Genomic DNA, 18,962 nt, shown 5'->3' with positions numbered 1-18,962 from the left:
AATGCGAGGAAGCATCATGCGCCGCTTTTTGCCCGACACGTTCACGATCCTCCTCGTCTGCAGCGTCGCCCTTGCCTCGCTGCTTCCGGCAAGTGGCAGTTTTGCCGACTATTTCGGGATCGCGACCAGCTTCGCCATCGGATTGCTTTTCTTCCTGCATGGCGCACGCCTGTCCACCGATGTTGTCATCGCCGGCATCCTTCATTGGCGCCTGCATCTCGTCATTCTTCTGACGACATTCGGCGTTTTCCCCTTGCTTGGCATGGCGCTGGGCCTCATCCCGGATTCGGTCCTTCCACAGCCGCTTTATTTCGGCGTCCTCTTCCTGTGTGTCCTACCGTCCACGGTGCAGTCTTCAATCGCATTCACCTCAATGGCCGGAGGCAACGTTCCGGCTGCGATTTGCTCGGCTTCGGCTTCCAATATATTCGGTATGTTGCTGACGCCGCTGCTTGTTGGCTTGCTCTTTTCCGTCGGCGGCCATGGCGGCCTTTCCTGGGATGTCTTGCAGAATATCCTTTTGCAACTGCTTGCGCCCTTTGTCGTCGGGCAGATCCTGCAGCCATGGATCGGGAAATGGATCCGCTCGAAGAAGAAAATCCTCGCGCCTGTCGACCGAGGTTCAATCCTGATGGTTGTCTATCTCGCCTTCAGTCAGGCCGTGGTGGAAGGACTGTGGCAGATCTACTCGCTGCGAGACATCGCCATGGTTGTCGGGCTCGACATGCTCCTGCTCGCCTTTGTGCTGACCTTCACCATGCGCGGCAGCCGCGTTATGGGTTTCAGCAAGCCAGACCAGATCACCATCACGTTTTGTGGATCGAAGAAGAGCCTTGCCAGTGGCGTACCAATGGCAGGCGTCATCTTCGCCGGGCAGTCGATCGGTGCGATCGTCCTGCCCCTCATGCTCTTCCACCAGATCCAATTGATGGTTTGTGCAGTAATCGCTCAGAAATATGCTGCTTCCGCTGCTACCGCATGACAAGTGCAGAGCAGTAACATGTGACCGGGAATACCAACCAGAGCCAAACGGCCGAGATCCCTAAAGCCTGTCGCCGTTTTTTCGAATTCCCATATGTGGAACGGCTCTGCGGTCAAGGTTTAATCTTCGATTTCCGAGGGCTGGTGCGCCCATATGTCCGGCCTTTTCGCGAATACTGGGCTGCCGGGGGTAACGCAGGCTGCGTGCCCTACCGCGGCGATCGCCGAATTTGCGAAAAATAATGCGGATTGACCCGCGATGGACCAGGACGGGCGACAACGGTGGCTGGGTTCGGCCCAAAGGCGCGGAGGCACGTAACCCTCCGCCCCCGCCGGGGGCGCCGCTCATTGATGCCGGCGTCGCAGGCCCGTGGCAAACGAATTGCCAATATTCTGACACGCCTTTAGACGATTGCCCGGTCCCAGCCGCCATAATGCTCGTCGCTGCGCTTCCCACGCGATAGGCTGAACGCGACCAGCGCCAGACCGATCGCCAGGTTGGCCAAGGTGCCTGCAATATTGCCGCCCGCAAGCAGGAATGGCGATATCGCCACCCATGCCCCGAGCGCCACGTTGAGAAAGCGCACCGGGCGGACGACCTCCGCCATAGCCGTGACCGCGGTTAATATGACGAGGCACCCGGCGACATGATCGCTGAAGTAGAGCGGCGGATCACTGCTGACGATGAGTGGCGTCATGATGAGGATTGCGCCAAGCAGAACGCTCGCCGTCAGCGTCCAGGGATAATTGACACCGCTTGTGATGAATTCCTTCAGCAGTTGCGAAGCCGGACGGTCAAGATCGGGCTCCGGGGTCTGGTTCTCCGAAAGCGCAGGGCCGCCCATCCAGAAGGTCCGCCAGAACGGTTCGCCCGCCCTCCTGGCTCGCCACAGATATTGGATGGTCGCCAGTACCTCGTCGATCGAATACGGGATCAACACGACAGTGACGGCCGCCTGCACGATGCAGAGCGTGCACAGCGCGCCAATCAGCGGCGGCTGGATGATGATGAACGAAACACTCACTGCGCCCAGCGGGACGATCAGCAAGCCGAACAGCAGTACCATCCAGGGCATGGTACGCCAGCGTCGGCGGTCGCCGATCGCGCCGGCGAGAATATCGAGCCCGTAGGCAAAGGCGCCGAGCCCGGCATCGGCGATCAGAAAGCCTTTCGACACCCAGGACGTCACGACGGCTTCGCTGCCATTGCGCACGGATGTCCCGCCCGGGACAAAGAACGGATCCCAGAGGCCATCGACGTGGCCCATCTGATAGGCAGCGAGATAGCGCGAAACGAACAAGCCAACGAAGGCGAGTGCCACGATCGGGATGCGCTGGGTGAAAGAGGATGGGGAATAGCTCCAGCCGAGCGGGCGATCGTCGTCCGCCGCAAGCGACCGTGCGCTGATCCCTGGCGTTGGCGGGATCATGACGGCGAACGCGACGATCAGCATGCCAACCAGCGTGTCGGTCGCGTAGGCGGCCGCACTTGCCGTCCAGAAGACGAGCGGGGCGAGCATGATCCAGATACCGAGACCCGCGGTGATCCATTGCGCCCAGGACCAGCGGCGGTACATGCCCAGAAGCGCGAATGTCACCACGAGTAAACCGGACATTACTTCGCTTGCCCCGAGCCGCGCATCGCGGACGGTCGGCTCTGCAATTTCGTGCCCCAGCGCAGGCGGCGGCGGTACTACGATCGGATCAAAAAGCCCGAGCGTCATCGGCGAGCTAACGAGCCACAATCCGAGGGCGACATTTGCCAGCGGCGCCCAAAGCGTCCGGAGCCGGTGTCGTTCCACAGCGGCTTCGACCTTTTCGTTGCTCCGCTCAAGCGGCGCGCGCAGCCTTCTGGCTGCTTCGTCGATCTCCGGCTCGGACGCGGCCACAACTGACGGTTCCAGCTTGTTCTTCGCATACCAGGCGGTCGGATCTTCTTTCAGCCGCCGGATCATTTCCGGCAGCGTGGCGGCGAGGTTGTGCCTCGGCTCCCACGCAAGCAAGGCGCGCGCCCGGGAAATGTCGATTTCGTAATGGTCGTCCGAGGTATCAAGCATCCAAGGCTTGATGTCGGTATCCTGATCCAACACCTCCGTCTGGACCCATGCCCCACTCTTGGCGAGGCTCTTCGGCAGGACGAACGTGCGCCAGTCCTCACCATGAAGCAACCGACCGATACGTCTCTGCAGCTCGCCATAGGACAGGGTTTCTTCTTCGCCGATCAGCATAACGCTTTCATCCGGAAGCTCGGTACGACGCTCGATGGTGCGTACCATTGCCTCGACAAGGTCGTCCTTGTGCAGATAGGGCTGTCCTGCCTCGAGATCGCCGCTGAACAGATAGGCAGTCGGAAGCCGCTCGAAAATGCGGGAGATCTGTTGCGCGATGAACGCGGCGCGGCAGTCCTCGTCATAGACACCGGCAAGTCGCAGGATTGCGGTCTTGATCTTACCTCGCTCCTTTGCGACCGCCGCCTCAGTCTCAGCTTTCGACTTCGGATAGGCCCAGGAAGGCTCGAGAGGAGAGTCCTCGTCGATCCTGACGCCCTTGCGCGGACTAGGCGCATGCACCAGCAGCGTGCTGGCGAAGACGAACTGCTCGGGCTTCAGGGTTTGCAACGCGGCGAGCAGCCGGCGCGTTCCCTGCACATTGACCGCATCGTATTTTGGGTTGCTCTTGCCGGTTGTGTCATAATAAGCGGCGAGATGGATCACCGAGACCAGGCGACCACCGCTCTGCTCGCGCACCGCCTCCACCGCCTGCCGCACGCTATCATCGGAGGTAAGGTCAACTGCGATCGTTTCGAAGCTGTCCGAGGGTTTCGAAGCGGCCAGGTCGAAACCCAGCACACGGTATCGATCTCCCAAAGCCTGACCGATCGCCTGTCCAAGGAAGCCGGTCGATCCCGTGATAAGAATGGTCGGTCTATTTGTCTCTTTCGGCATCTCGAAGCCTTTGCGGGAACTCCTCGCAAACGTCTCTTCCAAAGAGAAGGTTCCACCAAGCCGTGTTTTGGCGGTGGAACGGCCCGGTGGCGAAAGAGCTTGCGCAAGCCCTCGGCATCCTCGGAGACATCCGGATAGATCTCGCTATAGGTGCCTCAAGATAGGTATTGGCGACCAAGCCCGGTCCATGCAATCGACGCGGAATGGCGAGGCGCCGGACGAGATTTGATTGCGTTGTGTGGAAAGCCGTATCGAAGGAGGCAACTTGGAGCGTCGGCTGCAGATGGCCGATCGCGCGAACGCGCAGCGCCTGCGGCTGGTGACGCGGCGCAAGCAGTGTCAACGCTTCGATTGCTCGAATACGGTCATCATCAAGAGGAACGGGACCACAAAAAACTCGCCGCCGTGGACTACGCGGGGTCCGGTAACCAATACCCGGCCGATGTTGCCGCAAACACCGGACGGCAAGGGCTAGCCGATCTTTGTCAAGGACGATTGACAAACTTGTTGAAGCGGCTGGTATCGCCGCTTTCCGTCCGGTCCTGATAAAGGAAGGCAAGCTCGTTTTCATCGAAGATCTGAAAGAACTCGTCCCAGGAAATTTCTTCGAGTGTTTCTTCAGGCGCTCCGAAATCGATCCGCAACACTCCACCTTCCTTGGCGCCTTTAACGCGCGAGGGGCGGCCGTTGCGGGCCTCGATCCATTTCTGGATCTTGCTGTGATCGGTTGTGGTGTGTGACGCTGTCGTAGTCTCCATTGCGCCCGGCCGCCCAACGCACTTTTTGCCGGTGGTTTTGTGTTTGGCGGAAGGCGCCTCACAGCTTCGATTTCCTCCGGCGCTCTGCGTTCGTGTGGCGTCGGACCTGTGTAACAAAACGGGCGCCTGAATTGTTCCCACGCGGGGATACAGTTACGCGACTTAAAGATCAGGCTTTCGTTGTCGAAGCTGCAACTCGGCCCCTGCGTGTCAGTTCCACTGATACGCCACGCCATACGCGAAAACCAATATGCCGTCTTTTCAGAAGCCAACGAAGGTTGCTGGGCCATCAGTTCGGTTATCGCTTTTTATGTTGGCTCTCCTGGCTTCGTCCCCGCACCAAACCGCGATCCTCGTCTTGGACAGCCCCACCTTGCTTGAGATTTCTTCCGCGGGCTGATGCACTGCGCGCGGCCGGAGACTTTTTGAGGTCGGCGGCGGCGTCGAAGTCTGCGCCCGCGTTGGCGGTTTTTTCGCGTTTCTCGATGATTTTGACTTGTTGGTCATGGGTTTTCTTGCTTTGCATAATGCTCTCCTTGACACGAGACGTCTTCGGGTTGGGGTGCCGGCGAGTTTGCTCCAAGCGGTTTCGCGAGACGTCTTACTTATTCGTCCGGCCTCTCTGCCGAGGGTCTACGCCGCCGGTAGGCGTGGGGTCATTCGCCACATCACCTTCGACGGTGTTTTCGCCCTGCAATACCTCATCGTCACCTGGCTGCCGTATTCCGCGCGAGCGGCCGATTCCCGGATCATCCCGCAAATCTGCATCGGACGGTGTAGTTGTTTTGGAATGTTTGCTCGTCATCATCTGTCCCTTCACAAAAATTTTTAGCCGCAGCGGGCAGCGATGCTGGTTCGAACCGGCTGCCCAATCCGGGATCGAAGCGCTCGTCGCGGACTCGATCCGTTCACGACCGCCGATTGGCGGCGTGATCCTGACGTTGCTCGGTCTGAATATGCTTGCTATCCTGACCACGCTCCTTGGTGTGCTGTGCCTTGTCCCGATTGGAAAGCACCTTGTTGGGCGGAAGCGTTGCATCGGAGGTTTCCGACATCGCACCACGTCCGTCGCCCTTGCCTTGTGACCCTGCACCGGCATGTTTCTTGTCTGCGTTCGCCATTGCTCATCCTCGCTCTTCGCCAAGCGCCGTTAACGCGCTCCAAATGCGTCGAACTCGCCGAGCCGAGAAATGTTCCGGTATTTCGCGCATCGAATGTCCCGGAAATTCTCATTTCGGAACCATCATCGGCGTCATACGTTCAGGACCAGCGAGACATGAGACGGGAGGGATGTCGTATGGGTACGGGCAACCTCAATGTTTTCGAAAAGACGCTTCAAACCACCAATATCTGGCTCGATGAGATCACTGCCGCGCTTGGCCCGGACCGCCGCGTCGCGTGGAAGGTGCTGTCCGTCGTCCTTCATAAACTGCGGGACCGCTTGCCGGCAGAGTTGTCGGCCCACCTGAGTGCGGAACTTCCGCTGCTTGTGCGCGGCGTTTACTATGATCAGTTCGAGCCGGACAAACTGCCGATGCGGTGGGATCATGACGAATTCGTCTCTGAAGTGTCGAAATGGCTGTCCGATACAAGACCGGTTGACCCCGACCTCGCCATCCAAGCTGTTTTCCAGGTCCTTTCGCGCCATCTGCCCCGCGGCCAGATCGACAAGGTTCAAAACGCGTTGCCGGAAGCACTGAGGTCCGTCTGGCAGTCGGCCGAAGAAGACGCGGGGTTTGGACTGCCAACCAAAGCGCGTTGATCGTGCGGTGATTGCCGGCATGGCGAAGGGAAGCCGCGGCGTTCGAGACTGTATCCTGAAGGAGATAAGAGATGAAAGTAAGTGAAGCCATGTCCCGCGACGTTCGCGTCGCAAGCCCCGAACAAACGATCGAGCAGGCTGCCAGGATGATGGCGAGCCTGGATGCCGGTGTGCTGCCGGTCGGCGAGCATGACCGGCTCGTCGGCATGATCACCGACCGCGACATCGCCATCCGCGGCGTCGCGCAAGGAAAGGGTCCGGATGCGAAGGTACGGGACGTCATGACGTCCGACGTCAAATATTGCTACGAAGACGAAGAGATCGCCGATGTGACCCTCAATATGGCTGACATTCAGGTTCGGCGCCTGCCGGTGCTCGACCACGACAAACGCCTCGTCGGCATTTTGTCGCTCGGCGATGTTGCCGTCACCAACGAAGAGGGACTAGCCGGTGTAGCGTTAACTGGCATTTCCCGGCCTGGCGGCGAGCACAATCAAATAGGCTGAGTTGCGCTATGCTTGACGTGTCGGATTTTGCCCGTGCGCGGCGCCATATGGTCGACACGCAGATCGCCGGCCGCGGCATCCGGGATCAGCGTATACTCGACGCAATGCGTGAAGTCCCCCGGGAAGCGTTCGTCGACGAAGGCTGTGAAGAGTTCGCTTATGAGGATAGTCCGCTACCGATCGCCGAAGGTCAGACGATCTCCCAGCCGTATGTCGTCGCGATGATGATCGAAGCCGGTGAAGTAAAGCCGGGAGACACCGTCCTCGAAATCGGCGCCGGCTCAGGCTATGCCGCGGCGGTGTTTAGCCGGATCGCCCACCAGGTGTTTACGATCGAACGGCATCCGGCACTCGCTGCCACTGCCCGTGCTCGCCTGCGCGATCTCGGTTACGACAACGTTAGTCTGCGCGCGGGGGACGGAACAAAAGGCTGGCCGGAAAAGGCGCCGTTTGACGTGATCATCGTATCAGCCGGCGGGCCGAGGATACCTGCGTCCCTGAAGGAGCAGCTCGCCATTGGCGGGCGGCTCGTGATACCCGTCGGAACGGAGGAGCGCAGCCAGACACTTCTGAAAATCACCCGTGAGAGTGAGGCAGACTTTAGGACCGAGGACATCGGGGCGGTTTTGTTCGTACCGCTGATCGGAGAACAAGGATGGAACGAAGGAACGGGGGCACTGCATCATCGTTCCGAAGCGCTTCCCTCGCAGTCTGTCCCACTGCCAAAGATGATCGCAGACGCCGCGGAACCCCTTCCCGATCTTGACGATCCGGCGTTTGGACGGCTATTCGATCGCTTCGCCGATCGGCGTGTCGTTCTTCTGGGTGAAGCGAGCCACGGTACCGCGGAATTCTACCGGGCGCGTGCGGCTATCACCCGCCATCTCATCGAAAGCCACAATTTCACGATTGTCGCGGTTGAGGCGGATTGGCCCGATGCAGCAACGATCGACCGGTATGTGCGACATCGTCCGATGCGGGCAAAAACCGAAGCACCCTTCCGCCGGTTTCCAACCTGGTTGTGGCGAAATTCGCAAGTCGAAGCGTTTATCGAATGGATGCGCAGCTACAACGGAAATGTGAACCCAGATCGCCAGGCCGGTTTCTATGGGCTCGATATCTACAACATGAGCGGCTCGATAGCGGCCGTGCTCGACTACCTCGACAAGGTGGACCCCGAGGCCGCCGCCATCGGCCGCCATCGATACGGCTGCCTCACCCCGTGGCAGAAAGAGCCCTCCAGCTACGGGCGCGCCGTGCTGACGAAAAGCTATCGATCATGCGAGAGCGCCGTTATCACGCAATGCCGCGATATGCTCGCACGACGGATCGCGGACGCCCAAGATGAGGCAAGCCTTTTCGATGCGGCGCAGAATGCACGGCTCGTTGCATCGGCCGAACGCTATTACCGGATCATGTATTATGGTGGATCCGAGGCTTGGAACCTGCGCGATACCACGATGTTCCAGACGCTGGAGCATATCCTTGCAATGCATGGCGAGAAGGCCAAGGCCGTGGTGTGGGCTCACAATTCCCACATCGGGGATGCCCGCCATACCGAAATGGGTGTCGTGCGAGCAGAACTGAACGTCGGTCAGCTCTGCCGTGAGCGCTTTGGTGCAGATGCAGCCCTGATCGGGTTCGGCACCCATGCGGGTACGGTCGCGGCGGCATCCGATTGGGACGCCGACATGGAAGTGATGAGCCTGCGCTCAGCACATCCCGACAGTTATGAACACCTCTGCCACGAATCCGGCGTGTCCCGCTTCCTGCTTGATCCTGGTCGCGACCAGACCTTGCGCCGCGAGCTGCTGTCGCCCCGGCTTGAACGCTTCGTCGGCGTGATCTATCGCCCCGAGACGGAACTCATGAGCCACTATGCGCAGGCCACGCTGCCGCGGCAGTTCGATGCCTTCGTCTGGTTCGATCAAACGTCGGCACTGACGCCGCTCGGTCCACAGCATGCACGCCCCGGCGCGCCGGAGACCTATCCGTTCGGGTTGTGATCAAAGGCGGGGGGCGGCGACAACTCGGGACCGAACAACTTCATCCCGCAGGATTGTGACACTTGGACCGGGAGAAAAAGGAAACGAGGTGATGACGGCACTTCCGCGCGAAGCGAAGCTCTACCGCATGGTCATGGACGACCACATTTGCCCGTTCGGCCTGAAGTCGCGCGACCTGCTCCAGCGGGAAGGCTATTCCGTCGACGATCATTGGCTGAGAAGCCGCGAGGAAACCGACACATTCAAGGCCATACATCATGTGAAGACAACGCCGCAGACATTCATCGACGGCAAACGCATCGGCGGTTATGCCGATCTCCGGCGGTACTTTGGCAAGCCTGTCCATGATCCGAAGGCTATTACATATCAGCCGGTGATTACGGTCTTTGGCATGGCAGCGCTGATGGCGTTGGCCATCAGCTGGGCGGCTCTGGGCGACCTTTTGACGATCCGGGCAGCTGAGTGGTTCATCGCGATTTCCATGTGCATCCTGGCTGTCCTGAAGCTCCGCGATGTCGAGAGTTTTTCCAATATGTTCCTCGGGTATGACCTGCTGGCGCAACGCTGGGTGCGCTATGCCTTTCTCTACCCATTCGGCGAGGCCCTGGCGGGCGTCCTCATGATCGCCGGAGCACTCCTCTGGCTGGCTATTCCCATCGCCCTCGTCATAGGCTTGATCGGCGCGACCTCGGTAATCAAGGCAGTCTACATCGACAGGCGCGAACTCAAATGCGCCTGTGTCGGCGGCGGCAGCAACGTGCCCCTCGGTTTCATCTCGCTGACGGAAAATCTCATGATGATCGCCATGGCGATCTGGATGCTCGTGAAATAGGGTTCCACTACCTAAGATAAGCAGGCGTCGGCTTAACGAAATGAACGAAAGGATCGATTGAGCGTTTCAGGACTGTGAGCAACGCGTTGCGAGGGGAGCATGATGGCCCAGGCCCAATCTAATCCGGCGTATCATACCGAAAAGATAAAATCCGAAATGAATGCGCTTGTTCGGCACCTGCGCGGAGACGTCGACAAGGTTGATGACCCGCAGTTCAAAGCCCTACTCGAGACGTCTGCGGAAGTGATCGGTGGCCTGATCAAGGCGTTCAACGACTTTCAGCAAAAGAACGAAGCTGCCTGGAAACGGTAAGCGGGGTTCGAATGCATCGTAGAACCAGCCTAGGGTTCGCCGGGCCCGGCCGTTCGCCAACTGCAGCAGCATATCTGTCGGTCTAGCGTCGGCCATCGCCGCTGCGAGACTTCGTTGCGGCGGCTGGTTGAGGCCAAGGCGCATCGACAGGCTCACCGTTTGGGTTCGGCGACGGCGATTCTCTTGTGTCTCGGCACGGGTGTTGGTCGTCAGGCTCCCGTGGCGCTTCCTGGTCATCGGGACGGCGGACAGGCTTCTCTTTTGGGTCGATCATCTTGGGCGTCCCATCGATTTTTTTCGGCATGGCCAGTTACTCCAGCTTCCACAACAGGAACCGGCTGGCAGGCTGAAGGTTCCCGCTGAAAGTGAGTGTATGTACCGAGGCCCGACTTTTTGGAACCATCGGCATGCCACAGTGTTCTTGCTTCGACAGTGACGTGACCGGAGACGACACCAATGTTAATTCACTTCACGTTTAACGATGGACATGGCGTGGAGCCGGGCGGTGCACAGGACTTTGATGACCTGAAGGCCGCAAAGCAGGAAGCGCTCCGCGCGCTGGTTGGGTGGATGCTGGAAGATGACCGGCGGTCCGGCGAAATCATCGGTGCAGTTGCTGGCGCCGATAGTGGCGGCAATGCGCTTTTCTCGGTGACGATGCACGTTACCATGGAAGACATGGCCCCACCTTGATCGTGGTCAAAATGGAGACGGATCATGTGGCTATGAAGCATAAATGAGACCCGAGCGCGAACGAGTTTCACCGCGCTGGCCTCCTGTCGCTTCTTAATACTCATCGCTGGTTGCGCCTCCATCGATCCGTACGACGCGATGGGCTGCGGAACACTTCCATGCAGAAAAAGAGCCGTCGGCGCGCAGTCTGTTTAGTTGTTCTCGGGAGAAGAGCCCCAGCGCGCCGGGGCTCTGTTCACCGCATATTACTTCACATAGACGATCTTGCCGCCGTTGGCCGCTGTCTGAACGCCAACCACATTCGTAAGCTGCACATTCTTCTTTTGAAGAATTGCTATGAGAGCGGCGTCCTGCTGCAGTTCGGCCTGCGCCTTGCTCATGGATTCCGGAGTTGCATTTTGGAATTCTGGTGGGATTTGCTTCGAGGTGTCGTCTTCGCTTCCCTGCTGCTGCGTGACATTGATAATGGTGACCATGTCCTCAGTCATCATCGGCGTGGTCGAGCCCGTTGTCTGCGCATAGGTGAAGCCGCCGATGGTCGTAGTCGAGAGTGCGGCTGCAAGAACAAGTGTGATGATCGGTTTCATTGTCTCCTCCTGTTTATAAAGAACTGACGGCATCAACCGCTCGCCGGGTGATTGTCCTGCAGTTCTATCAAGTACGGCAGAGAGAGAACCAAAGGTCGTCCGAATTGTTCCGGAGTCAGGAAAATTACGGGATTGGGCAGTCAGAGCGATCGCTTCCCCTTTCGGCGCGCTGCCGTTGGTTTGTGCCGCTAACGATTGAGCTGACAACAGCCGGTAAAACGGCGTTTTCATCCGTCTGCAGATGCGGACGACACAAGATAAAGCGGAATGACTCAAGAGATAGGATCCACTCAACCCTCTCGACCGGGCGTGCATGAGAAACGCGCTATATCAAGGTCTGCTTGGTGGCAAAGTGGTTCTAGTTCTTGATAACGAACGCTGATGGAATCTCGCCTGGAGGTGCTGGATCGACCTTGACGCTGGAAACGGACGCACCGATCGGCCCGTTCCAAAACTGTTTCAACATGGCGGCAATTGCGTCATCCGGCCCGGCGATCAGGGCTGTTACGGATCCGTCGTCTTCGTTGCGGACCCAGCCGGTCAGGCCGAGCCGCTGCGCCTGAGCACGCGTCCAGATGCGGAAGCTGACGCCCTGTACTCTTCCCGATATGTGGACAAGTGCCGCCTTGCGATCATCCGTCATCGCTGTCTCCATCAACGCCACCCTTTTTTGAATCTGGGGCATTCGGGGCCGAATGCAAGCGTGTTTTCATCCCGGATGAGCGTGCCAATCTAACCTAAGCTTTACCCCGCGCGCCCGAAGAACCACCCAGAGCGGCATCAGCCGACAGATTAGAAATCTTGGAAATTTTCTTGGCCTTAGCCTGTTTGAATGGTCAGGATCGCAACTCATCCTGACCGAGGTGGGCGAGCTACTACGAGGAAGTTTCGCGCCTGTATGGGGGAAGACATCTGCATTTCCCTGGTGATTCTGCAGAGTTAAACGCCGCACCGCTGGCGATCACTGCGCCTTGCCGACGAAGGAGATTCGCACCGGCCGAGTGGTGTCGCCGATCGATTAGGCTCTACTGCGCTGCCGAAAAGCCGTCGTCCGCTCCCGCTTTGACAAGCCCTCCGCGGAGGTGCTCCACATCGGATTGCCGAGCGTAGTGCAGCGTGGCGAGGAAGGATTCGATGCCGAATTCGGGGAGGAGCGTTCTAACCTTCTTAACATGCGCTGCAGCAGCGACTCCATCGCCAAGCCAGCCGTAACACGCAGCAACGAATGCGTGCTGGACGTAATCCATGACGGACAGGTGCATGAATGCTTCGATCGCCTCGGCGTACTGATGCGCGGCGAAGTGTGCTTTTCCAAGATGGCTCCAAAATCTTTCAGGGTGATGGGGATTCAGCCGCATTGCCTTGCGGATCCATTCGATTCCCTCTTCAGGCGACCCCAGCCAAGTCAACAGTTCCCCTTGCTGAACCACCACAAGGTCGTAGTTGGGGTTGAGGGAAAGGGCACGCTCCTGGTGATAACGCGCTGTGGTCAGCGCATTGTTGTTCACGCTCACCGCAGCCAAAATGCGATGCACGTCGGCATCGTTGTCATCCAGCGCCAACGCCCGATCCAGAGCAGCAACGATTTCGTTCCAGACGGCATCCTTGTCTTCGCACCAGCTGTGGACCCAGGCCTGGCCAAGAATGCATGCCCGCCAAGCATGGGCATGGGCATAATCCGGATCGAGCGCAATGGCCCGGTTTATCAGGGACTGCGCCTGCTCATTGTCGGCAACGGTGCCTCTATGATGCAGCACCTTTGCGGTTAGCGCACACTCGTATGCGGCCATGTTTGCAGGTTTCGTCCGCGCAAGATGGTCGCGCTGAGCCGCCTCGACGCGTCCGGGTAAGGTTGCTGCTATCGCCGCTGTTATTTCATCCTGGATCGCGAATATATCGTCCAGCTTCCGGTCGTATTTGTCTGCCCATATGTGGCCATCACTGGCTGCGTCGATGAGCTGGACAGTGACGCGCACCCTATCGCCGCTCTTACGGACACTTCCTTCCACCAGGTATTGCGCCCCGAGTTTCTCGGCGACTTCGCGTACGTTTACGGCTCGGTTCTTGTAGACGAAACTGGAGTTGCGCGAGATGACGAACAACTCGTGGCGGCGAGACAATTCGGTGAGAATGTCTTCGGTCAGGCCATCCGCGAAGAACTCCTGATCGGGATCACCACTCATGTTGTTGAAGGGCAGAACCACTATCGATGGTTTGGAGACAGATCGCTTTGCATCTAAATCCGCCGGCTGATGGGGCGAATCGGAGCGCTCAAGCCCGATACGAAACAGACGAACAGGACGGCTTATATTCTTGAGCGTCTTCTCCCCCAGATCCTCGATGGAGACTTCGAGACGGTCGGCAATTTGTATTGCCACCGCAGCGGTGACACAGATGCCGCCGACGTCGGCCAGCTGCTCAATACGAGAAGCAATATTCACACCGTCGCCGAAAATGTCCTCGTCTTCGAAAATAATGTCGCCAAGATTGATGCCGATCCTGAATTCGATCCGCCGATCCTGAGGCACATCCGAATTCCGCCGCTGCATGCGCTGCTGGATCTCCACGGCGCACTTTACTGCATCGGTCACGCTCTGGAACTCGACGAGCATGCCGTCGCCCGTCGTCTTAATGATCCGGCCCTTGTTCTTTGCGATGGCAGGGTCGATCAATTCTATCCGATGCGTTCTGAGGCGGGCGAGCGTGCCTGCTTCGTCGGCCTCCATCAGCCGGCTATAGCCTGCCATATCGGCCGCCAGGACTGCGGCTAGTCTCTGTTCCATTGATTTCCCAACATAACGATAAAAGGGACGCGCCTTCTTTCGGACTAGGAGAGGCGATTCTATAGCACCCCAATAAAATCTCCTATTTAAATTAGCGTCTTCTTCTAATTGGGGTTCGGGGCCGTACGTTCGACACCCTGACGTTCGGATCACCTGCAGGGGCTTTCTCTATTCAGGCGATCCGTGCGCGAACGGCAGCTGGCCATGAGGCTTTCTTCATCAAAGACCGTGGAGAACCATTCGTTATCGTCAGTGACCACCAGATTCAGCAATGCAATCATTTCGCATGTGCGAAATAATAATTTCGTGACCACCAAAATGTCAAAAAAGTATCACTTGTATGCCGATGCTGTGGTAGCGGCGGCTCGATAGGCTGGGTAATGTTCAGTCATTGCAGATGCGAACTCTGGTGCCTTGGGAGAAGGCGCCGGGATGGAGTTGAAATCCCTAGAAACGAAGGAGGAAAGTGGCGTGAATCCGGACTTGGAGGTGGTTCAGATCGGACGGGGAGAGTCGTTCAAGGCGTGGGAACACGGCTATCCCTTCCATACGGTTCGCTGGCATTTTCACCCGGAATACGAAATCCACCATGTCGTTGCGACGACCGGCCGGTATTTCGTGGGAGACTTCATCGGCGAGTTCGAACCTGGAAACCTGGTCCTGACGGGACCGAACCTTCCTCACAACTGGGTTAGCAACATTCCCGCTGGCACAGATGTGCCCCTGCGCGGAAGAGTGGTCCAGTTTACCGAAGGATTCATCGCCAATGCCATCAAGACCTTTCCGGAGCTCGATGCCTGTTCACAGATGCTTGAATTAAGCCGGAGAGGCGCGCTGTTTTCCGCTGCCGCCGCGTCTCGGGTCGGCCCCATGCTGGAAGAACTGGTAAAAGCGAAGGGGGTGCGCCGCATCGAGCTTTTCTTCGGCGTGCTGGGCGCGATGTGTTCGTCCGATGATGCTCGTTCGCTGGCGAGTGCCCGGTATCTGCCGGATCCGTCAGGCTTCATGTCAACCGGGGTCAACGAGGCGCTCGCCTACATCGACAGCCATCTGACCGAGCCCTTTACGGAAGGCGATCTCGCCGACCTCAGCGGGCAAAGTCCGAGCGCATTTTCACGCAGTTTCCGCCGCCATACCGGCATGGCGCTCGTGCGATACGTCAATCGGCTGCGGATCAATTTCGCATGCCACCTGTTGATGAGCAAATCCGAGATGTCGATCACCGACATCTGCTTTTCGGCCGGGTTCAACAACATTTCCAATTTTAACCGCCAGTTCCTGGTGCAAAAGGGCATGGCTCCTTCGCGCTTCAGGACCTTGCTGGCGCAAAACGTAAGAGCGGTGGAGGCCGCCTAAAAGGGAGGACCGGGAGGAGCAACACACATCGCAGAAACAGGCAAGCGGATCGCAACGGCGATTCCGTAAGTGAGATCGCTTGTCCTTAACACTGGCATCTGCGGGTCGAGACGGGTCCGAAACCCGGGCTCGGAGCGATGCCTTATCGAGCTTGAGCAATCGAGCGGGAACCTAACGTCACAGCCATTGAAAATGGAGAAAACCCAATGAAACAATTCACAATGAAAATGACTGGCGTGGCAGCACTTGTCGCCGGTCTTCTCAGCGGAACGTCCGCGCTCGCCCAGTCGGGCTCAACGGTCGCCTTCCTAATGCCTGACCAGGCGTCGACCCGATACGAGGAGCACGATTATCCGGGCTTTGCCGCGGAAATGAAAAAACTCTGCGCGGACTGCCAAGTCCTCTACCAGAACGCCGACGCCGACGCGTCCCGGCAGCAGCAGCAGTTCAACGCGGTCATGTCTCAGGGCGCGAAAGTGATCGTGCTTGATCCGGTCGATTCCACCGCGGCCGCGTCCCTCGTCAAGCAGGCGCAGGCGCAAGGCGTCAAGGTGATTGCCTACGACCGCCCCATTCCGGATGCCAAGGCTGACTTTTACGTTTCGTTCAACAATGAGGGCATCGGCAAGGCTATCGCAGACTCGCTCGTGGCACATCTGAAGGCGAAGGGCGTATCGTCCGCCGACGGCGGCGTGCTCCAGATCAATGGGTCGCCAACCGATGCAGCCGCTGGCCTGATCAAGAAGGGTATTCACGCTGGCCTCGACGGCAGCGGCTACGAGATCCTTGCCGAATACGACACGCCGGAATGGGCTCCGCCGAAGGCACAGCAATGGGCGAGCGGTCAGGTGACGCGCTTCGGCAAGAAAATCATCGGCATCGTTGCGGCGAACGATGGCACCGGCGGCGGCGCAATTGCCGCTCTCAAGGCAGCCGGCGTGGATCCGGTTCCGCCGGTCACCGGCAACGACGCAACGATCGCAGCACTTCAACTGATCATCGCTGGCGACCAGTACAATACAATCTCCAAGCCAAGTGAGATCGTTGCGGCTGCAGCCGCCAACGTTGCGGTAGACCTGCTTGCGGGCAAGACGCCGAAAGCTGAAATGACCTTGTACGACACGCCCTCGCAGCTCTTCACCCCGGCGGTCGTTACCGCAGAGAACCTGAAGGCTGAGATCATCGACAAGAACATCCTGAAGGCGGAAGAGCTTTGCGTCGACCGTTATGCAGACGGCTGCAAGGCGCTCGGCATCGGCGGCTGATCGGCTTTGAGCGCTACCCTCTGGCCGCCTTTCGCGGGCCGGAGGGTTCACTTTCTCAACCGATCATATCGAAAGGCTTGCCAGCCATGACCGACACTCAAAACCACATGGACCCAGCGGGCGAGCTGGTGCTTAGCCTGCGCGGCATCTCCAAGAACTTCGGTGCCGTTTCGGCGCTGACCAACATCGATCTCGACGTGCATGCGGGCGAAGTCGTTGCACTCGTTGGCGACAACGGTGCCGGGAAGTCGACCCTCGTGAAGACGCTTGCCGGCGTGCATCAGCCGACGTCCGGGACCATAACCTTCTGCGGCAAGCCTGTGACGCTGACGGACCCGAGTGCGGCGCTCAATCTCGGCATTGCGACGGTATTCCAGGATCTCGCACTCTGCGAGAATCTGGATGTGGTCGCCAACATCTTTCTTGGGCGAGAACTCAACAGGCTTCAGCTTGACGAAACGACCATGGAGGTGCGGTCCTGGAAGCTTTTGAACGAGCTTTCAGCGCGCATCCCCAGTGTCCGCATTCCGATTGCCTCGCTTTCCGGCGGCCAACGCCAGACCGTCGCGATTGCCCGTTCGCTGCTCCTCGAGCCGAAGCTCATTCTGCTGGACGAGCCCACGGCGGCACTCGGTGTGGCGCAGACAGCCGAAGTTCTCAACCTGATCGAAAGGGTCCGTGACCGCGGCCTCGGCGTCATCATGATCAGCCACAACATGGAAGACGTTCGCGCCGTTGCTGACCGCATCGTCGTGCTCCGCCTTGGTCGCAACAACGGCGTCTTCACACCCGACGCGTCGAATCACGAGCTCGTGGGAGCGATCACCGGCGCCGCAGACAATTCGGTCTCCAGAAGAGCCGGGCGGCGACACGCACAGCAGCAAATCTCCGAGGGAGGGCAGCTATGACCGGCACGGCCAACGAGAACGCGGGCGTCGTGACGATGCTGGATCGCAGCGACATTCGCGTGAAGCATGAAACAGGCATCAGCGGAGCCATCCGCGCCTTTATCGATCGGATACGGTCGGGGGATCTTGGCTCCTTGCCGGTCATTGTCGGGCTGGTGCTGATCTGGACCGTTTTCGCAAGCCTCAATCCAGTGTTCTTGTCGAGCAACAACCTCGTCAATCTGCTTTTCGACTGCTCGACAGTGGGCGTGATTGCGCTGGGTATCGTCTGCGTACTCATGGTCGGTGAGATCGACCTTTCCGTCGGTTCGATCAGCGGTTTCGCCTCGGCCATTGTCGGCACGCTCTGGGTCAACCAGGGCGCGCCGGTCGCGCTTGCCATCCTTGCTGCCGTAACCTTCGGCGGGATGATCGGCTTCATCTACGCGCTGCTCTTCAATCGCCTGGGCATGCCGAGTTTCGTTTCGACGCTTTCCGGCCTGCTCGCCGTTCTTGGCATGCAGCTCTATATTCTCGGCTCCACCGGCTCGATCAATTTGCCCTATGGTTCGGCCGTGGTGAACTTCGGCCAGATGATGGTCATGCCGCGTCTCGTCGCCCATGTTCTTGCGGCACTGCCAGGCATCATTTTGCTGGTCACGAGTATCCGCACGATAAGCCGCCGCCGCGAGGCCAACCTTTCCGCACCGTCGCTCCGCAGCATCATTGTTCGGGCTGCGGCAATCACCATCGCGCTGGAACTCATCGTTCTCTACCTGAACCAGGACCGCGGTGTTCCTTGGATGTTCGGCCTCTTCGTCGGATTGGTCATGATCATGAACTATGCGCTGACGCGGACGCAGTGGGGCCGCTCGATGACCGCTGTAGGCGGTAACCGTGAGGCCGCACGTCGCGCCGGTATCAACGTCCGGCGCGTCTACACCAGTGCCTTCGTGCTCTGCTCGATGCTCGCCGCGCTTGGTGGCGTCCTGGCCGCTGCGCGTCTCGCATCCGCAAGCCAACAGGCGGGAACCGGCGACGTCAATTTGAATGCCATCGCGGCAGCTGTAATCGGTGGAACGAGCCTCTTCGGCGGCCGCGGCAACGCATACTCCGCGCTACTCGGCATCATCGTCATCCAGTCGATCGCCAACGGGCTGACGCTGCTCGATCTGTCGTCGTCGCTTCGCTACATGATCACCGGTGCCGTTCTCGCCATCGCTGTCATCGTCGATTCCCTGGCGCGCCGGTCGCGGGTTTCGCACGGTCGCGCCTGACACAACGACAAA

20 protein-coding genes and 1 pseudogene are annotated in these 18,962 nt (G+C 58.9%); 12 read left to right on the top strand and 9 right to left on the bottom strand.

The window, feature by feature from the left end; genetic code table 11:
• Positions 1-16 precede the first annotated feature (16 nt).
• Entirely contained in the window at positions 17-982 is a 966-nt protein-coding gene (locus ACSQ2W_RS24495; protein WP_436088718.1) for a bile acid:sodium symporter family protein, read from the top strand.
• A gap of 403 nt (positions 983-1,385) precedes the next feature.
• Here the strand turns inward: ACSQ2W_RS24495 and ACSQ2W_RS24490 are convergent, their stop codons facing one another.
• The 6 genes and pseudogenes from ACSQ2W_RS24490 to ACSQ2W_RS24465 form a co-directional block, all read right to left on the bottom strand.
• A complete protein-coding gene (locus ACSQ2W_RS24490) occupies positions 1,386-3,926 on the bottom strand; it encodes an NAD-dependent epimerase/dehydratase family protein (protein WP_436088717.1) in 2,541 nt (846 codons plus the stop codon).
• Between the two features lie 175 nt (positions 3,927-4,101).
• Positions 4,102-4,349 (bottom strand): annotated as a pseudogene (locus tag ACSQ2W_RS24485) (acetate/propionate family kinase); the annotation flags it as partial.
• Between the two features lie 62 nt (positions 4,350-4,411).
• Positions 4,412-4,684, bottom strand: coding sequence for a hypothetical protein (locus ACSQ2W_RS24480; protein ID WP_436088716.1), 273 nt, complete (start codon positions 4,682-4,684; stop codon positions 4,412-4,414).
• A gap of 298 nt (positions 4,685-4,982) precedes the next feature.
• A complete protein-coding gene (locus tag ACSQ2W_RS24475) occupies positions 4,983-5,210 on the bottom strand; it encodes a hypothetical protein (protein WP_436088715.1) in 228 nt (75 codons plus the stop codon).
• Positions 5,211-5,285: 75 nt separating this feature from the next.
• Positions 5,286-5,492: a hypothetical protein gene (locus ACSQ2W_RS24470; RefSeq protein WP_436088714.1), complete on the bottom strand. Its 207-nt coding sequence runs from the start codon at positions 5,490-5,492 to the stop codon at positions 5,286-5,288.
• A 100-nt stretch (positions 5,493-5,592) separates the two neighbouring features.
• Complete coding sequence (locus ACSQ2W_RS24465; protein ID WP_436088713.1) at positions 5,593-5,805, bottom strand: hypothetical protein; 213 nt, start codon at positions 5,803-5,805, stop codon at positions 5,593-5,595.
• Between the two features lie 176 nt (positions 5,806-5,981).
• Between ACSQ2W_RS24465 and ACSQ2W_RS24460 the strand changes: the two genes are divergently transcribed.
• From ACSQ2W_RS24460 to ACSQ2W_RS24435, 6 genes are all read left to right on the top strand, one after another.
• Positions 5,982-6,446, top strand: a complete 465-nt coding sequence (locus tag ACSQ2W_RS24460; RefSeq protein ID WP_436088712.1) for a DUF2267 domain-containing protein — start codon at positions 5,982-5,984, stop codon at positions 6,444-6,446.
• Between the two features lie 71 nt (positions 6,447-6,517).
• Positions 6,518-6,952, top strand: coding sequence for a CBS domain-containing protein (locus ACSQ2W_RS24455; protein WP_436088711.1), 435 nt, complete (start codon positions 6,518-6,520; stop codon positions 6,950-6,952).
• Between the two features lie 17 nt (positions 6,953-6,969).
• The gene (locus tag ACSQ2W_RS24450) at positions 6,970-8,958 is read left to right on the top strand and encodes a protein-L-isoaspartate(D-aspartate) O-methyltransferase (RefSeq protein WP_436088997.1); all 1,989 of its coding nucleotides are present in this window, start codon (positions 6,970-6,972) and stop codon (positions 8,956-8,958) included.
• A 91-nt stretch (positions 8,959-9,049) separates the two neighbouring features.
• Positions 9,050-9,790, top strand: coding sequence for a MauE/DoxX family redox-associated membrane protein (locus tag ACSQ2W_RS24445; protein WP_436088710.1), 741 nt, complete (start codon positions 9,050-9,052; stop codon positions 9,788-9,790).
• Between the two features lie 102 nt (positions 9,791-9,892).
• Positions 9,893-10,102 (top strand): hypothetical protein, encoded by a 210-nt coding sequence (locus ACSQ2W_RS24440; protein ID WP_436088709.1) that lies wholly within the window; start codon positions 9,893-9,895, stop codon positions 10,100-10,102.
• Between the two features lie 456 nt (positions 10,103-10,558).
• Positions 10,559-10,795 carry a DUF6894 family protein gene (locus tag ACSQ2W_RS24435; protein ID WP_436083776.1) on the top strand — a complete coding sequence of 79 codons (237 nt, stop codon included), beginning with the start codon at positions 10,559-10,561 and terminating at the stop codon, positions 10,793-10,795.
• Between the two features lie 245 nt (positions 10,796-11,040).
• On the opposite strand, the gene ACSQ2W_RS24430 is transcribed toward ACSQ2W_RS24435, so the two are convergent.
• Both ACSQ2W_RS24430 and ACSQ2W_RS24425 read right to left on the bottom strand, forming a co-directional pair.
• Entirely contained in the window at positions 11,041-11,382 is a 342-nt protein-coding gene (locus tag ACSQ2W_RS24430) for a hypothetical protein (RefSeq protein ID WP_436088708.1), read from the bottom strand.
• Positions 11,383-11,740: 358 nt separating this feature from the next.
• Positions 11,741-12,025, bottom strand: a complete 285-nt coding sequence (locus tag ACSQ2W_RS24425) for an acylphosphatase (RefSeq protein WP_436088707.1) — start codon at positions 12,023-12,025, stop codon at positions 11,741-11,743.
• Between the two features lie 136 nt (positions 12,026-12,161).
• Here ACSQ2W_RS24425 and ACSQ2W_RS24420 point away from each other — a divergent pair, with 136 nt between their 5' ends.
• Entirely contained in the window at positions 12,162-12,311 is a 150-nt protein-coding gene (locus ACSQ2W_RS24420; protein WP_436088996.1) for a helix-turn-helix domain-containing protein, read from the top strand.
• A 96-nt stretch (positions 12,312-12,407) separates the two neighbouring features.
• Here the strand turns inward: ACSQ2W_RS24420 and ACSQ2W_RS24415 are convergent, their stop codons facing one another.
• On the bottom strand, positions 12,408-14,165 hold the full coding sequence (locus ACSQ2W_RS24415) for an adenylate/guanylate cyclase domain-containing protein (RefSeq protein WP_436088706.1): 1,758 nt from the start codon (positions 14,163-14,165) through the stop codon (positions 12,408-12,410).
• A gap of 471 nt (positions 14,166-14,636) precedes the next feature.
• On the opposite strand from ACSQ2W_RS24415, the gene ACSQ2W_RS24410 reads away from it, so the two are divergent.
• From ACSQ2W_RS24410 to ACSQ2W_RS24395, 4 genes are all read left to right on the top strand, one after another.
• The gene (locus ACSQ2W_RS24410; protein ID WP_436088995.1) at positions 14,637-15,521 is read left to right on the top strand and encodes a helix-turn-helix domain-containing protein; all 885 of its coding nucleotides are present in this window, start codon (positions 14,637-14,639) and stop codon (positions 15,519-15,521) included.
• Between the two features lie 206 nt (positions 15,522-15,727).
• On the top strand, positions 15,728-16,786 hold the full coding sequence (locus ACSQ2W_RS24405) for an ABC transporter substrate-binding protein (protein ID WP_436088705.1): 1,059 nt from the start codon (positions 15,728-15,730) through the stop codon (positions 16,784-16,786).
• Between the two features lie 86 nt (positions 16,787-16,872).
• Entirely contained in the window at positions 16,873-17,694 is an 822-nt protein-coding gene (locus tag ACSQ2W_RS24400; protein WP_436088704.1) for an ATP-binding cassette domain-containing protein, read from the top strand.
• Entirely contained in the window at positions 17,691-18,950 is a 1,260-nt protein-coding gene (locus ACSQ2W_RS24395) for a sugar ABC transporter permease (RefSeq protein WP_436088703.1), read from the top strand. Before ACSQ2W_RS24400 ends, ACSQ2W_RS24395 begins: the two co-directional genes overlap by 4 nt.
• The last annotated feature ends 12 nt before the right edge of the window (positions 18,951-18,962 follow it).

This window comes from Pararhizobium sp. LjRoot255 (assembly GCF_964252905.1).
Lineage (GTDB): Bacteria > Pseudomonadota > Alphaproteobacteria > Rhizobiales > Rhizobiaceae > Pararhizobium.
The sequence above is the reverse complement of the archived record's forward strand: the minus strand, read 5'-3'. Positions and strand labels throughout refer to the sequence as shown.

Excerpts from the sequence above, each read along its gene's own strand:
- ACSQ2W_RS24490 (WP_436088717.1), bottom strand. The coding sequence starts at position 3,926 with ATGCCGAAAGAGACAAATAGACCGACCATTCTTATCACGGGATCGACC.
- ACSQ2W_RS24435 (WP_436083776.1), top strand. The coding sequence starts at position 10,559 with ATGTTAATTCACTTCACGTTTAACGATGGACATGGCGTGGAGCCGGGC.
- ACSQ2W_RS24430 (WP_436088708.1), bottom strand. The coding sequence starts at position 11,382 with ATGAAACCGATCATCACACTTGTTCTTGCAGCCGCACTCTCGACTACG.
- ACSQ2W_RS24495 (WP_436088718.1), top strand. The coding sequence starts at position 17 with ATGCGCCGCTTTTTGCCCGACACGTTCACGATCCTCCTCGTCTGCAGC.
- ACSQ2W_RS24460 (WP_436088712.1), top strand. The coding sequence starts at position 5,982 with ATGGGTACGGGCAACCTCAATGTTTTCGAAAAGACGCTTCAAACCACC.
- ACSQ2W_RS24455 (WP_436088711.1), top strand. The coding sequence starts at position 6,518 with ATGAAAGTAAGTGAAGCCATGTCCCGCGACGTTCGCGTCGCAAGCCCC.
- ACSQ2W_RS24425 (WP_436088707.1), bottom strand. The coding sequence starts at position 12,025 with ATGACGGATGATCGCAAGGCGGCACTTGTCCACATATCGGGAAGAGTA.
- ACSQ2W_RS24475 (WP_436088715.1), bottom strand. The coding sequence starts at position 5,210 with ATGCAAAGCAAGAAAACCCATGACCAACAAGTCAAAATCATCGAGAAA.
- ACSQ2W_RS24395 (WP_436088703.1), top strand. The coding sequence starts at position 17,691 with ATGACCGGCACGGCCAACGAGAACGCGGGCGTCGTGACGATGCTGGAT.
- ACSQ2W_RS24440 (WP_436088709.1), top strand. The coding sequence starts at position 9,893 with ATGGCCCAGGCCCAATCTAATCCGGCGTATCATACCGAAAAGATAAAA.
- ACSQ2W_RS24480 (WP_436088716.1), bottom strand. The coding sequence starts at position 4,684 with ATGGAGACTACGACAGCGTCACACACCACAACCGATCACAGCAAGATC.
- ACSQ2W_RS24415 (WP_436088706.1), bottom strand. The coding sequence starts at position 14,165 with ATGGAACAGAGACTAGCCGCAGTCCTGGCGGCCGATATGGCAGGCTAT.
- ACSQ2W_RS24400 (WP_436088704.1), top strand. The coding sequence starts at position 16,873 with ATGACCGACACTCAAAACCACATGGACCCAGCGGGCGAGCTGGTGCTT.
- ACSQ2W_RS24405 (WP_436088705.1), top strand. The coding sequence starts at position 15,728 with ATGAAACAATTCACAATGAAAATGACTGGCGTGGCAGCACTTGTCGCC.
- ACSQ2W_RS24465 (WP_436088713.1), bottom strand. The coding sequence starts at position 5,805 with ATGGCGAACGCAGACAAGAAACATGCCGGTGCAGGGTCACAAGGCAAG.
- ACSQ2W_RS24445 (WP_436088710.1), top strand. The coding sequence starts at position 9,050 with ATGACGGCACTTCCGCGCGAAGCGAAGCTCTACCGCATGGTCATGGAC.
- ACSQ2W_RS24470 (WP_436088714.1), bottom strand. The coding sequence starts at position 5,492 with ATGATGACGAGCAAACATTCCAAAACAACTACACCGTCCGATGCAGAT.